Source organism: Pseudogemmobacter sp. W21_MBD1_M6 (genome assembly GCF_052119585.1).
Classification (GTDB): Bacteria; Pseudomonadota; Alphaproteobacteria; order Rhodobacterales; family Rhodobacteraceae; genus JBGQOJ01.
The window spans coordinates 466,439-479,703 of the sequence record NZ_JBGQOJ010000001.1; the positions used below are offsets into that span (position 1 = coordinate 466,439).

Here is a 13,265-nt window from a genome sequence, read left to right on the forward strand (position 1 = left end):
GTTATTCCGCCGGAACATTTGAAAACTCGCGCCCGTGCGACGGGCGCGAGACACCCAGCCGCGGATGCAATCGCCCGGCAATCGCCCAAGCCGCAAACAGGCCGACGCCGCAGGCCGCAAACACTCCCGCAACCGGCACCACAAGCAGCACCAGCCACGCCACGCCGGGCGTCAAAATCCCCGATACGTCGCGAAAACTGGAATAGACCGCCGACATCTCTGTCCGTTCCGACGGTTTGACCGCCATCAAAAACGGCAAGCCGCCACAGACATCCAGCAAGACCAGAAACACCGACCCGGACATCATCAACGCCACCGTCAGCCACGGCAAAGGGGCGGCCACGGATGCCGCGATGAAACATCCGCTGCACAGAACAAAGGCGCCCCGCACCGCCACCCGCAACGACGAGCGCTGTACATAACGCAACATGACGGGCGACAGATACAGCAGCGCGTTAGAGCAAGACAGGGCAACACCGGCCACCTTGTCGCCCAGACCGGACTCGATGCAAAAGATCGGCAGATACACAACATAGACCCACCAGCCACAGGACCGCACCACCGCGAACACCCATCCGACAATCAGCCGCGGTTGCCGAAAAAACCGCCCGAGGTAGGCCAGCGGGCGCGTCGTCTGCCCGCTGGCGCGGCTGATCTGTTTGCCATTCCCCAGCCGCAAGATCCAGAACGTCAGCAACAGCATCGCAGCAAAGCAAGCCGCGACAATGAACGGCGCTGGTGCCCACCAGTTCATCAGCCAAACGCCGCACACTGGCCCAAGCGCCCACGATGTGGCGCTGTAAACCATTGTCATGCTCTGACAGCGCCCCAGATCCGCGCGACTGATATAATCAAGCACATACGCATTCAGGCAGATAAAAATCGTCACGGTCCCGAGCGCGTTGAACATCAACGCGAAGGCAATCATCTTGGCCGGGCCGAAGATGGCAATGGACAATCCCAGAAGATACATCCCCGTGCCCACCGTATACATCCAGCGACGCGGAATAAACCGGGTCAGCGGCGGCACCATCAGGCCGCAAATCAACGAGACGATACCGACGGCAAAATAGATCAAAGAGACCGCCGCCGCATCGTCGAACGCGCGGTAAACGGTCAGCGGCATGACCGAAATCATGATGCCGCGCACACCCGCCTCCAGCCCCGCCAACAAGGCAAAGGACGACACCCGCGGAACGGGCGCGTGCTGTAGATGGATCGGGGTGTAACGGGTTGCCATGTCGGAACGCTTTCCTTGGGTGCCTCATGTATCGGCCCGGTGTTCTGGCCGGGTCTAAATCAAAGGCGACAAAATAGCGTCGCGGATGCGGATATGGTCTTGGGGCCGGTTCAGAACGGGCGCGACAGCGCCTCAATCAACCGCTGACGGGCGGCAGGCAAAGGTTTGTTCCCCAGTTCCGCCGCCAACCAGCGCTCCATGAAAAACCCAGTTGTCCTCAATCCCTCGCGAACTTCAGACGCCGCAGCAGGGCCCTGCCCCAATAGGCACAAGGGCAACGGCAGCAGCTTTGCAGCCCAGTCACCCGCAGCCCCGGCACTGACCGCGCGCCCCGATTTCGGCGAAACATAGGCCAGATCGTCACGCGACCCGGTCACCGCACAGCGCGTCAGATCAAGGCCGAATCCCATATCTTCGAGCAATGCCAGTTCCCACCGCAAATAGGCCAGGGGCCAGTCTTCGGTGTGGCCCAACATATCCAGCAAGGCCATGGACCTGAGATAAAGCGCCGGGTGTGCCTCGCGCTCTGGCAGCACAAAGGCCAATAACGCGCAGATCGCGTTCAGACCCGAAAGGGTCAGCCTGTCCTGCATGACATAGGCCGCACGGCTACGAAGCGGTTCAACGGTGAAGGTGCCGATGTGGTCATCCAGACGTGCGCGCCAGGTCAAATCCAACTGCGCACCCGGCTGAAGGACAGGCGCAAGCTTGCGGCTGGTGCCACCCCGCACGATGCCCGCATGCCGCCCATGGCACTCGGTAAAGACTTCGATGATCGCCGAAGTCTCGCCATGCCGTCGAACGGCCAACAATGCACCCTGATCGCGCCATTCCATGAATAAAGCCTAAAACGCTTTCCAAAACGGGCGCAAGGTCAAAGCATCGGGGCGGGGCCTGCTATCTTTTCCGCAGGAGTATTCCGGCATGGGTTGATAAAATCTTTGGGTAAAGATTTTGGCCTTCGGCGAGGATATTTAGAGAACCAAGAACCCAGATCAGTCAGAAAGACCACCTTCGCCAAGCAGGTGGCGCCCCATCCGGTCTTCGACCTCGATGATCCAGAGATCTGGATCGAACCCGCGCTGACGTAAAAGCGAGGCATCGACATCCGCCTCGGGTCCTTCAGTCAGTACGACCCACTGGCGCGCGCCTGTCATAAGATCAAAGGACCGTTGATAGGCCTTTGCCCGCCCGTCCAGCGTGTTCAGCTTTACCAGGACAGCACCGGCCGTGGCGTCGCCCTTTGCCACCACAAATGCCGGAATATCCAGCTGTCGCAGGCGGGTCAGATAGGCGTGAACCCAGAAATCGGCGGTCAGCCGCGTCATATGTTCCCGTCTTTGAAGTTCAGCCCGATCTCTGTATACCGCTCGGATTCTTCCAGCCAGTTCGGACGCACCTTGACCTGAAGGAACAAATGAACCCGGTGGCCGGTGAACTCTTCCAGTTCCATCCGGGCGGCGGTGCTGATCGCCTTGATGGTCTCGCCCTTGTTGCCCAGAACGATACCCTTGTGACCGTCGCGCATCACATAGATCACCTGATCGATGCGCGCGGACCCGTCTTCCTTGTTCTCCCAGTTTTCGGTTTCCACCGTCAACTCGTAGGGCAGTTCCTGATGCAGGCGCAGGGTCAGCTTTTCACGGGTCATTTCTGCGGCGATCATCCGCATCGGCAGATCGGAAATCTCGTCCTCGGGGTAAAGATACGGACCCTCTGGCATCCGCGCCGCCAGCCATTTCTTCAGGGTATCCACGCCGTGGCCGCGCTCTGCCGAGATCAGGAAGGTATCTTCGAAATCATAGGCCTCGTTCAGCTTTTGCGTCAGGGCCAACAGATGCTCTGCCTTCACGCGATCGATCTTGTTGATCGCCAGCGCCACGGTTTGCCCGCCATTCACACGCTCTTTCATGCCCTCCAGAATCTTCTCGACCCCTTCGGTCACACCGCGATGCGCCTCGACCATCAGAACAACAATATCGGCATCCGCAGCGCCACCCCATGCGGCGGCCACCATCGAGCGGTCCAACCGGCGGCGCGGACGAAAGATGCCCGGCGTGTCGACGAACACGATCTGCGCCCGGTCCTCCATTGCGACGCCACGAATGCGGGCGCGCGTGGTTTGCACCTTATGCGTGACGATCGACACTTTTGCGCCGACCATGCGGTTCAACAAAGTCGATTTCCCTGCATTCGGCTCGCCGATCAGGGCAACAAAGCCCGCGCGTGTGCCCGTTTTTGTGTCAGTCATTCTGCCCCTCCAGTCGGGTCAGCAGCGCCTTTGCGGCGGCCTGTTCGGCCTGCCGTTTGGACGCGGCTACGGCTTGCTCGGATGATCCGTCCACAAGCTGTACTTCGATTGTGAACACCGGCGCATGATCCGGGCCGGTGCGTTTCAGTTCTTTATAGACAGGCGTTGTCTGCCCGCGTCCCTGCGCCCATTCCTGAAGCGCGGTTTTCGCATCACGGGCGTCAGTTTCCACCTCGGAAATCCGCGTACCCCAAAGACGTCGCACAACGGCCCGCGCGACGGAAAACCCGCCATCAAGATAGACCGCCGCAATCACCGCTTCCATCGCATCCGCAAGCAGGGCCTCTTTCCGGCGCCCCCCCGACATCATCTCGGACCGGCCCAGCTTCAGCACCGTTCCCAGCTCTATTTCGCGGGCAACATCGGCGCAGGCCTCCTTTCGGACCAGGGCGTTGAACCGTGGCGCAAGCAGCCCCTCGGGGGCGTTTTTATCCGCCTCCAGCAGGGCCTCGGACATCACCAGACCCAAAACACGGTCGCCCAGAAATTCCAGCCGCTGATTGTCAGGCCGCGTGGCCGACGAGATAGAGGCATGCGTCACCGCGCACAACAGCAGCTCCGGGTCCTTGAACCCGTGACCAATGCGGCGCTCGAACGCCTTCAGATCCGCAGACAGCTTCACTCGACCGCCTTGAAAAAACGATCGGACCGCCAGGTCCAGAAGAACAACATCGACGTGCCGGCAGAGGAAAACATGATACGGTCCGCGCGACCGACAAGGTTCTCGAACGGCACCATACCCACGCCGCTTGCGGTTTGTGGATAGCGGCTGTCGGTCGAGTTGTCGCGGTTGTCGCCCATAAAGAAATAATGTCCGGCAGGCACGGTATAGACCTGCGTGTTATCACTGCCCTGGGTGCGGATATTCAGGATATTATGGCTGGTTCCGTTTGGCAAAGTTTCGGTATAGCGCGACTTGGTGCAGATGCCGCCAAGGCCGACGCTGCCGTTTTCGCACTGCGGCGTGCTGCCTTCGGGGCCTTGCTTGCCGAACACCTCGTCGAATGTCCCGGCGGGCTCTACCTTGACGGCCTGACCGTTGATCTGAAGCACGCCGTCGATCACCTGCACCTTGTCACCCGGAAGGCCGATCAGACGCTTGATGAAGTCAGAGCCGTTCACCGGATGGCGGAACACCACAACATCGCCGCGCTCCGGCTCGCTTCCCAAAATCCGGCCCGAAAACGGACAGATCGAGAACGGACAGGAATACCGTGAATAGCCGTAAGCCATCTTGTTCACAAACAGGAAGTCACCGATCAGCAAGGTGTCCTTCATCGACCCCGATGGAATCCAGAACGGCTGAAAGAACAATGTGCGGAACACACCTGCAATCAACAGGGCGTAAACCACCGTTTTGATGGTTTCCATGATACCGTCTTGGTTTTCGGCTTTGCTGGCCATGCGCATTGTCCTTGAAATATGTCATGCGCTACATGGGCGGGTGCGGCGGGGGAGTCAAGTTTAGGTCGCACTCAACTGCGATCCTGTGCCGATCACTTCGGAGTGGGGCGCGCCTCGATCACCACGAATGCCTGCGCCCAGGGGTGATCGTCCGTCAGGGTGACGTGGATGATTGCCTCGTGCCCGTCCGGGGTCATCTGCGCCAACCTCTCGGCGGCCCAGCCCGTCACCTTCATCGTTGGCTGGCCCGTCGTCAAATTGCCGACCGCCATATCCTTCCACGAAATACCCATTCGCAACCCGGTGCCAAGCGCCTTAGAGCATGCCTCTTTCGCCGCCCACCGCTTGGCGTAGGTGCCCGCAACGTCCTTGCGGCTGGCGGCTTTTCGTTGCTCGGTGTCGGTAAAGACGCGGTTGCGAAACCGGTCCCCGAACCGCTCAAGGGTCGCGGCGATCCGCTCGATGTTGGCAAGGTCTGTGCCGATGCCAAGGATCATCTCAGGCCCGCGCCTCGTCCATCAGCCGGCGCATCTCGGCTATCGCTGGCTGTAGCCCGCGAAAAATCGCCTCGCCGATCAGGAAATGCCCGATATTCAGCTCCATCACCTCTGGAAGGGCGGCGATGGGCGCCACTGTGTCATAGGTCAGCCCGTGGCCCGCATGCACTTCGAGGCCAAGCGACTGCGCAAACGCCGACATCTCGCGCAGGCGCGCGAGTTCCGCGTCGCGGGCGTCGAAATGCCCCTCTGCATGGGCATCGCAATAGGCGCCGGTGTGCAATTCGATCACTTCGGCACCGATCCGGTGCGCCGCCTCGATCTGGCGCGGGTCGGCGGCAATAAAGATCGACACGCGGCATCCCGCCTCGCGCAAGGGCGCGATAAACCCGGCAAGCCGGTTTTCCTCGCGGGCGACCTCCAGACCACCCTCTGTTGTGCGCTCTTCGCGCTTTTCGGGAACAAGGCACACGGCATGCGGTTTGTGACGCAGCGCGATCTTCTGCATCTCTGCGGTCGCGGCCATCTCGAAGTTCAGTGGAACGGTCAGCACGTCCATCAGCCCGTCGATATCGGCATCGCTGATATGGCGCCGGTCTTCGCGCAGATGGGCGGTAATGCCATCGGCGCCAGCGCTTTCTGCCAGCTTTGCGGCACGCAGCGGATCAGGATATGCACCGCCGCGCGCATTGCGCACCGTCGCCACATGGTCGATGTTCACTCCCAAACGCAGTTTGCCCGATGGCGTCATTCCGTCGCTCCTGAAATATTCCGGCACAGGCGCTATGCGTCGCCCGCGCTATCCGCTTTTTTACTCGCCTTTTTGCGCAACTCGGCCAGCTTGGCCTTGATGCGCCCCTTGCGCCGCTTCTGATAGACCCGAATGATAGGCACGCTCAGGTAATAGGCAATAAGCGCCGTGATTATTCCCGGTATGACCCCGCCGACCAGATAGGGCAGAAATACCTCGTGATAGAACCGCGAAAGGTTTTCCCAATCAGCGACACGATCGGTGAAAATCGCCAGAAAGTTGTTTTTCAGGTCTTCGCCAGCGTCCAGAAACTTGCCACCAAGCGACCTATGAGACCCCTCGTCGAATGTGCTGCCCAGCAGAAAATGCCCGACCTTCAGCGACACGATACCGATCGGAACATAGGTCAGCGGGTTGCCAAAAAACGTCGCCAGAAGTGCGGCCAGAATATTGCCGCGCATGACCTTCGCCAAAAAAATGGCAATAAAGAAATGCAGCCCGTAGAACGGTGTGAAGGTGGTAAAAACACCGGCAAATATTCCGCGGGCTATGGTTTCCGGGGTATCGGGCAAACGGCGGATACGGTGCATCACATAACTGAATGCACGCTTCCACCCCCCCCGCGGATAAAGCGCATCCGACAGGCTGCCAAGCAAAGATCTTTTTGTACGCCTCTTGAACACCCGCCCGCCGTTTTCCCTTCTGCCCCTAACTGGGCCTGCGCGTCAGATCCCGATGCCGCGCAATCGCGGCGACATCACTATCCGCCTCCAGCGCGGTCATCACCATATGCAAATGTTCAACATCACGCAGGTCAACTTCAACCAGCAGACGGTAAAAATCCGGTTTCCTGTCCCTGAACGTCAGGTCCGAGATATTGGCCTTTTGCTCGCCTATCAATGTGCAAATACGCCCCAACACGCCCGCGTCATTCCGGATCGTCAGTTCCAGCGTGACGCTGTGAACGGCCAGATGGCGACCGCTATGCCAATGCAGATCAACCCAGCGTCCGGTCTGTTCCTCGAATTCCTCAAGGGCGGGGCAGTCGATCGCATGGATGACAACGCCCTTCCCGCGATAGGTGATCCCAACGATACGTTCGCCCGGAACGGGTTGGCAGCAGGACGCCCGCTGCGGCGTCTGGTCCGGCGACAGGCCGACAACCGCGCGGTTTGCGTCAATCTCGTCGCCCGTGGACATGGTCAACTCGGGGTAAAGCACCTTCACAACCTCGCGCGCCGTCAGTTCGGCACTACCAAGCCGCGCCAAAAGGTCACCGGCCCCACCCAACCCCAAACGCGTCGCAGCCGTCGACAGCGCCTTGTCCGTCGCCTTCTTGCTGATGTGTTCGAAGGCCACACGGGCCAATTCGCGACCCAGCTTGATAAACCGCTCGCGGTCCTCTTCGCGCAGCGATTTTCGAATCGCCGACTTTGCTTTGCCCGTCACCGCAATATCGATCCAGGTCGCTTGCGGGCGCTGGCCCTCTGCCGTCATGATCTCAACTGACTGGCCATTCTTCACCCGCGTCCACAAAGGCACGCGCATCCCGTCCACCTTGGCGCCGACGCAACTGTCGCCAATCCGTGTGTGAATTGCATAGGCAAAGTCCAGCGGCGTGGCCCCCCGGGGCAATGCGACCACTTCGCCCTTGGGGGTAAAGCAGAACACCTGATCCGAATACATCTCCAGCTTGACCGCTTCCATGAACTCGTCATGGTCTTCGGACTGCTCGAACCGCTCTGTCAGGCCCGCGATCCATTTTGCAGGGTCGACGGCAAAGGGGTTCTGGACCCGGACGCCATCGCGGTAGGACCAATGCGCGGCAACGCCCGCCTCTGCCACTTCGTGCATTTGGCGGGTGCGGATCTGCACCTCGACGCGCTTGCCGTCGCGGCCCGAAACCGTGGTATGGATAGACCGATAGCCGTTGGATTTGGGCTGGCTGATATAGTCCTTGAACCGCCCCGGAACCGCGCGCCACCGCTGATGGATCGCCCCAAGTATGCGGTAGCAATCCTGCTCCGACTCGCACACGATCCTGAAACCATAGATGTCTGACAGACGGGAAAAGCCCATCTGCTTTTCCTCCATCTTGCGCCAGATCGAATAGGGTTTCTTCGCGCGGCCAAACACCTCGGCCTCGATCCCTTGCTTGTCCAGTTCGGTGCGCACGTCGTTGGTGATCTTGTTGATCACGTCGCCGGTTTCCCGCTGCAACGTAATGAACCGGCGGATGATCGACCCGCGCGCCTCGGAATTCAGCACGCGAAAGGAAAGGTCCTCTAGTTCTTCGCGCATCCACTGCATACCCATGCGACCCGCGAGGGGGGCAAAGATATCCATCGTCTCGCGCGCCTTCTGCACCTGTTTTTCATGCCGCATCGACTTGATCGTGCGCATGTTGTGCAATCGGTCTGCCAGCTTCACCAGAATAACCCGCATGTCCTTGGACATCGCCATGAACAGCTTGCGGAAATTTTCGGCCTGCTTTGTCTCGGACGACGACAGCTGAAGATTGGTCAGCTTGGTCACGCCATCGACCAGCTCTGCGATCTCGGTGCCGAACAGGCGCTCGACCTCGGTATAGGTCGATTTCGTGTCCTCGATGGTGTCATGCAGCAACGCCGTAATGATCGTGGCGTCGTCCAGATGCTGTTCGGTCAGGATTGCGGCAACCGCCACGGGGTGGGTGAAATACTCTTCGCCCGAATGCCGGAATTGCCCGACATGCATCCGGCGGCCATATTCAAAGGCCGTCCGGATCAGGTCTGCATTGCTGCGCGGATTATACGTATGGACCAGCTCGATCAGGTCTTCGACGTCGATCATTCGGCCCTTGTCCCGCTCGGGTCATTGCTGACCGTGTTATTTCTGCTCCTGGGCTTCCATAAGCGCCCGGAGAAGTTTTTCTTCTGACATATCGTCGTCGGCGGGCCGATCGGATTCCGCACCCATAAGCAGGGCCATGGAATCATCTTCCGGCAGGTCAACCTCGATCTGGGTCTGGTGGCTTTCGATCATCCGCTCTCGCAGATCATCGGCAAGCTGGGTTTCGTCTGCAATCTCGCGCAGCGAGACAACAGGGTTCTTGTCGTTGTCGCGGTCGACCGTCACGGCCGAGCCTGCCGTAATCTCGCGGGCACGATGTGCCGCAAGCATTACCAGCTCAAAGCGGTTCGGGACTTTATCAACGCAATCTTCAACCGTCACGCGGGCCATAGGGCTCTCCAATCCGGATAGGGAGGTGTGGAAGCGCCTATTTAGGGCCTCGAGTCCTTATTGACAAGGCCAGAATCCCACAGCCTTGCGCAGATCAAAGCGGAACAACTTCGGCAATGTCCTCTGCCGGAAGTGCCGCAGCCAGTTGCGCAACCGTGCGGTTCAACACAGGATGAACCCAATCCGGCGCGACATCAAGGAACGGCACAAGCACAAAGGCACGCTCGTGCAGGCGCGGATGCGGTAGAATCAATTGATCCGGCGCGTCGGTTTTCTGAATCTCAAGCGCCAGATTTTGCCACATCTGGTAGGTTGCGAGGTCAGGCAACACAGCATCGTCATAGGCAAGCAGATCCAGATCCAGTGTCCGCATCCCCCAGCGCTGCACACGTTCACGCCCGAATGCCGCCTCGACCCGGTGCAGATGCGCCAAAACCTCCTGCGGGCTCATGCTTGTGCGGAAACCCGCCACCGCATTTACATAATCTGGTCCGGCACCTTTCGGAAAACACGGATTTCGATAGTATTTGCTTGTTGATACAAGAAAAAACGAATCAGTTTGCATTTGCTCCAGTGCGGCGGCTATCGTCTTTTCGGGTCCACCGACGTCAGAAGTTGTGTTACCACCCATCGCGACCCATACTTTTGGAAAGGTGACTTGGCCTTTTGAACAGGTTAACTTTTCCTTGCCGTCCTGCAACATAGCGGTACGCTCACACTCCTCTACCCGGTCTCGTCATTTTTTTCATGCCGCCCACTCCGGATCATGTTTGACAAGACTGACTTTTTGAAAGGATTTTTAATGTTTTACAAGGACGAACGGCTTGCGCTGTTCATTGATGGCTCCAACCTTTACGCTTCCGCAAAGGCGCTTGGGTTTGACATCGACTATAAACGCCTGCGGTCGGAATTCATGCGTCGTGGCAAGTTGCTGCGGGCGTTCTACTATACCGCTTTGCTGGAAAACGACGAATACTCTCCGATCCGCCCTTTGGTTGACTGGCTGCACTACAACGGTTTTTCCATGGTAACCAAGCCCGCCAAAGAATACACCGACAGCCAGGGCCGCCGTAAGGTCAAAGGCAATATGGACATCGAGCTGACAGTGGACGCCATGGAACTGGCGCCGCATGTCGATCACGTTGTTCTGTTTTCGGGCGATGGGGATTTCCGCCCGCTGGTCGAAAGCCTGCAACGTCAGGGTGTTCGCGTTTCGGTCGTGTCGACCATTCGCAGCCAACCCCCGATGATTGCGGACGAACTGCGTCGCCAATGCGACAACTTCATCGAACTGGACGAACTGAAAGACGTCATCGGCCGCCCTCCGCGTGAACCACGCGAGGATGACACGTCAAGCAACGCTGATTGATCTGACGACCAAGGGCTCCGGTTTCGGGGCCCTTTTGGTAACGGGCATGCCGCCGCCAGTGAAAATCTCCGCCCACTGCACTATGTCATGGACCATACGCCGCGACCCGCGTTAAACCCTTGGCACAAACCACAGTGGATGCCCCGTGACAAAACCTGCCCTTACCCTCTACCTCGCCGCGCCCCGCGGTTTTTGCGCCGGCGTCGACCGCGCGATCAAGATCGTCGAAATGGCGATCGTGAAATGGGGGGCACCCGTCTATGTCCGCCACGAGATCGTGCACAACAAGTTCGTCGTCGACGGCCTGCGCGAAAAAGGCGCGGTCTTTGTCGAGGAGCTGGACGACTGCCCGCTGGACCGGCCGGTGATCTTTTCCGCCCACGGCGTACCAAAGGCGGTTCCGGCAGAGGCCGCGCGGCGCGAGATGATTTACGTCGATGCCACCTGCCCCCTTGTCAGCAAGGTCCACATAGAGGCAGAGCGGCACCACCAGAACGGCCTGCAAATGGTGATGATCGGCCATCAGGGCCACCCTGAAACCGTCGGCACCATGGGCCAGTTGCCCAAGGGAGAGGTTTTGTTGGTGGAAACCGCCGCCGATGTCGCCCGTCTGGCCCCCCGCGACCCCGATCGCCTTGCCTTCATCACCCAGACAACCCTGTCCGTCGATGATACCGCCGAGGTGGTCGCGGCCTTGCAGGACCGGTTCCCCAATATCGTCGGCCCGCACAAGGAAGACATCTGTTACGCCACCACAAACCGGCAAGAAGCGGTCAAGGCGATGGCCGCCAAGACCCCCGCCATGCTGGTGATCGGCGCGCCGAATTCGTCCAACTCGAAACGTCTGGTAGAGGTCGGCACCCGCGCGGGCTGCACCTATTCGCAACTGGTGCAACGCGCCCATGACATCGACTGGCGTGCGCTTGACGGCATAACGTCAATCGGCATCACGGCAGGGGCCTCTGCCCCCGATGTGCTGATCACCGAGGTGGTAGACGCCTTCCGCGCCCGTTATGACGTAACCGTTGAACACGTGGAAACCGCCGTCGAGAACGTCGAGTTCAAGGTGCCGCGCGTCCTGCGCGACCCTGCATGACGCGCATCCCTTTATCGTTGCATGGTGACCCTTGATGCCTGACCTTTACGCCTACACAGACGGTGCCTGCTCTGGCAATCCCGGCCCCGGCGGCTGGGGTGCGCTGCTGATCGCCAAAGACGGTGACAAGGTCGTCAAAACCCGCGAGCTTTCTGGCGGCGAGCCCGACACCACCAACAACCGGATGGAACTGCTGGCCGCGATCAACGCGCTGGAGGCGCTGGAACGCCCCAGCACCCTGACCGTCATCACCGACAGCGCCTATGTCAAAGGTGGCATCACCCAGTGGCTGTTCGGTTGGAAGAAAAACGGCTGGAAAACCGCCTCGCGGGCCCCTGTCAAAAACGAGGATCTCTGGCGCAGACTGGACGAGGCGCAGAAACGCCATCAGGTGACGTGGACATGGGTCAAGGGGCACGCGGGGCACCCCGAAAACGAAAAGGCGGATGAGCTGGCCCGCGCTGGCATGGCCCCCTTCAAGCCAAAGCCGTCGCGGGCCAACGGCGCATGACGCCGGTCTACGTCCTTGACCTTGTGTCGGTTTTTGTCTTTGCCCTGTCTGGTGCATTGGTCGCCAGCCGGTCGCAGCTTGATCTTGTCGGCTTTATCTTTGTCGCCTGCCTGACCGCCGTGGGCGGCGGCACCGTGCGCGACGTGATCCTGAACCGCGACACCGTGTTCTGGGTCGCCCAGCCAGAAGTGATCCTAACCGCCTCGGTCGCCGCAGTTCTGGTGTTTTTCACCGCGCATCTGCTTGAATCCCGTTATCGCACGCTTTTATGGCTGGATGCCTTCGCGCTGGCCGTTGCGGTTCCCGCCGGCGTCGGCGTCGCGCTTGGCATGGGGCAACCCTGGGCGATTGTCGTGATCATGGGGATGGCGACGGGATGCTTCGGCGGGCTGTTGCGGGACGTTGTCTGCAACGAGGTGCCCCTGGTCCTGAAACAGGGCGAGCTGTATCTGACCGCCGCCTTCGCCGGTGCGCTGGCGGCCCTTGCCGCGCTTTATATCATGCATGACACTGTGACCGCCCTGCTGGTCTGCGCTGGCGTGACCTTTGCCCTGCGCGCCGGAAGCCTGATGTTCGGGTGGAGCCTGCCGGTTTACAAGGGCCGCCCGCCCCGCGCCTAACGCTTTTTCACATAGGTCCGATACAGCCAGATCAACAACATTGCCCCCAGAACCGCACCGACAAAACCACCCAGCCAACCTGTCAGAACCATCAGAACACGCAGGATCAGCCCGCCGATCAAGGCACCGAAAATGCCGATAGCCATTGTGGTGATGACATCCGTTTCCAGCTTCATCAGGCGCGTGGCGATGAAACCGGCGGCCGTTCCTATGATGATCAGCAATAGAACCGGCATGGCATCCT

17 protein-coding genes are annotated in these 13,265 nt (G+C 59.8%); 4 read left to right on the plus strand and 13 right to left on the minus strand.

Features of this window, described 5'->3' with window-relative positions; all coding sequences use genetic code 11:
- Position 1 precedes the first annotated feature (1 nt).
- The 12 genes from ACEN2R_RS02175 to folK all read right to left on the minus strand — a co-directional run bounded on the left by ACEN2R_RS02175 (position 2) and on the right by folK (position 10,128).
- Positions 2–1,240 (minus strand): MFS transporter, encoded by a 1,239-nt coding sequence (locus ACEN2R_RS02175; protein ID WP_442038747.1) that lies wholly within the window; start codon positions 1,238–1,240, stop codon positions 2–4.
- Between the two features lie 110 nt (positions 1,241–1,350).
- Positions 1,351–2,076 (minus strand): DNA repair protein RecO, encoded by a 726-nt coding sequence (recO, locus tag ACEN2R_RS02180; RefSeq protein WP_442038749.1) that lies wholly within the window; start codon positions 2,074–2,076, stop codon positions 1,351–1,353.
- 159 nt (positions 2,077–2,235) lie between these two features.
- Entirely contained in the window at positions 2,236–2,568 is a 333-nt protein-coding gene (locus ACEN2R_RS02185; protein WP_442038751.1) for a DUF1491 family protein, read from the minus strand.
- On the minus strand, positions 2,565–3,491 hold the full coding sequence (gene era / locus ACEN2R_RS02190) for a GTPase Era (RefSeq protein WP_442038753.1): 927 nt from the start codon (positions 3,489–3,491) through the stop codon (positions 2,565–2,567). The genes ACEN2R_RS02185 and era overlap by 4 nt, the downstream gene beginning before the upstream one ends.
- A complete protein-coding gene (gene rnc, locus ACEN2R_RS02195) occupies positions 3,484–4,173 on the minus strand; it encodes a ribonuclease III (RefSeq protein WP_442038755.1) in 690 nt (229 codons plus the stop codon). The genes era and rnc overlap by 8 nt, the downstream gene beginning before the upstream one ends.
- On the minus strand, positions 4,170–4,955 hold the full coding sequence (gene lepB, locus ACEN2R_RS02200; protein WP_442038757.1) for a signal peptidase I: 786 nt from the start codon (positions 4,953–4,955) through the stop codon (positions 4,170–4,172). The genes rnc and lepB overlap by 4 nt, the downstream gene beginning before the upstream one ends.
- Positions 4,956–5,047: 92 nt before the next feature.
- Positions 5,048–5,452: a holo-ACP synthase gene (acpS, locus tag ACEN2R_RS02205; RefSeq protein WP_442038759.1), complete on the minus strand. Its 405-nt coding sequence runs from the start codon at positions 5,450–5,452 to the stop codon at positions 5,048–5,050.
- A gap of 1 nt (position 5,453) precedes the next feature.
- Positions 5,454–6,203 (minus strand): pyridoxine 5'-phosphate synthase, encoded by a 750-nt coding sequence (locus ACEN2R_RS02210; protein ID WP_442038761.1) that lies wholly within the window; start codon positions 6,201–6,203, stop codon positions 5,454–5,456.
- 32 nt (positions 6,204–6,235) lie between these two features.
- Positions 6,236–6,886 carry a DUF2062 domain-containing protein gene (locus ACEN2R_RS02215; RefSeq protein WP_442038763.1) on the minus strand — a complete coding sequence of 217 codons (651 nt, stop codon included), beginning with the start codon at positions 6,884–6,886 and terminating at the stop codon, positions 6,236–6,238.
- Positions 6,887–6,911: 25 nt separating this feature from the next.
- Positions 6,912–9,035 (minus strand): RelA/SpoT family protein, encoded by a 2,124-nt coding sequence (locus ACEN2R_RS02220; RefSeq protein WP_442038765.1) that lies wholly within the window; start codon positions 9,033–9,035, stop codon positions 6,912–6,914.
- Between the two features lie 36 nt (positions 9,036–9,071).
- Complete coding sequence (rpoZ, locus tag ACEN2R_RS02225; protein WP_442038767.1) at positions 9,072–9,425, minus strand: DNA-directed RNA polymerase subunit omega; 354 nt, start codon at positions 9,423–9,425, stop codon at positions 9,072–9,074.
- 94 nt (positions 9,426–9,519) lie between these two features.
- Positions 9,520–10,128 (minus strand): 2-amino-4-hydroxy-6-hydroxymethyldihydropteridine diphosphokinase, encoded by a 609-nt coding sequence (folK, locus tag ACEN2R_RS02230; protein ID WP_442038769.1) that lies wholly within the window; start codon positions 10,126–10,128, stop codon positions 9,520–9,522.
- A gap of 99 nt (positions 10,129–10,227) precedes the next feature.
- On the opposite strand from folK, the gene ACEN2R_RS02235 reads away from it, so the two are divergent.
- The 4 genes from ACEN2R_RS02235 to ACEN2R_RS02250 all read left to right on the plus strand — a co-directional run bounded on the left by ACEN2R_RS02235 (position 10,228) and on the right by ACEN2R_RS02250 (position 13,021).
- Entirely contained in the window at positions 10,228–10,794 is a 567-nt protein-coding gene (locus ACEN2R_RS02235; RefSeq protein WP_442038771.1) for a LabA-like NYN domain-containing protein, read from the plus strand.
- A 145-nt stretch (positions 10,795–10,939) separates the two neighbouring features.
- Complete coding sequence (ispH, locus tag ACEN2R_RS02240; protein ID WP_442038773.1) at positions 10,940–11,890, plus strand: 4-hydroxy-3-methylbut-2-enyl diphosphate reductase; 951 nt, start codon at positions 10,940–10,942, stop codon at positions 11,888–11,890.
- Positions 11,891–11,924: 34 nt separating this feature from the next.
- Positions 11,925–12,401 (plus strand): ribonuclease HI, encoded by a 477-nt coding sequence (gene rnhA / locus ACEN2R_RS02245; protein ID WP_442038775.1) that lies wholly within the window; start codon positions 11,925–11,927, stop codon positions 12,399–12,401.
- Positions 12,398–13,021: a trimeric intracellular cation channel family protein gene (locus ACEN2R_RS02250; protein ID WP_442038777.1), complete on the plus strand. Its 624-nt coding sequence runs from the start codon at positions 12,398–12,400 to the stop codon at positions 13,019–13,021. The genes rnhA and ACEN2R_RS02250 overlap by 4 nt, the downstream gene beginning before the upstream one ends.
- Here ACEN2R_RS02250 and ACEN2R_RS02255 read toward each other — a convergent pair.
- A complete protein-coding gene (locus ACEN2R_RS02255) occupies positions 13,018–13,257 on the minus strand; it encodes a GlsB/YeaQ/YmgE family stress response membrane protein (RefSeq protein WP_442038779.1) in 240 nt (79 codons plus the stop codon). The genes ACEN2R_RS02250 and ACEN2R_RS02255 overlap by 4 nt on opposite strands.
- Between the last annotated feature and the right edge of the window lie 8 nt (positions 13,258–13,265).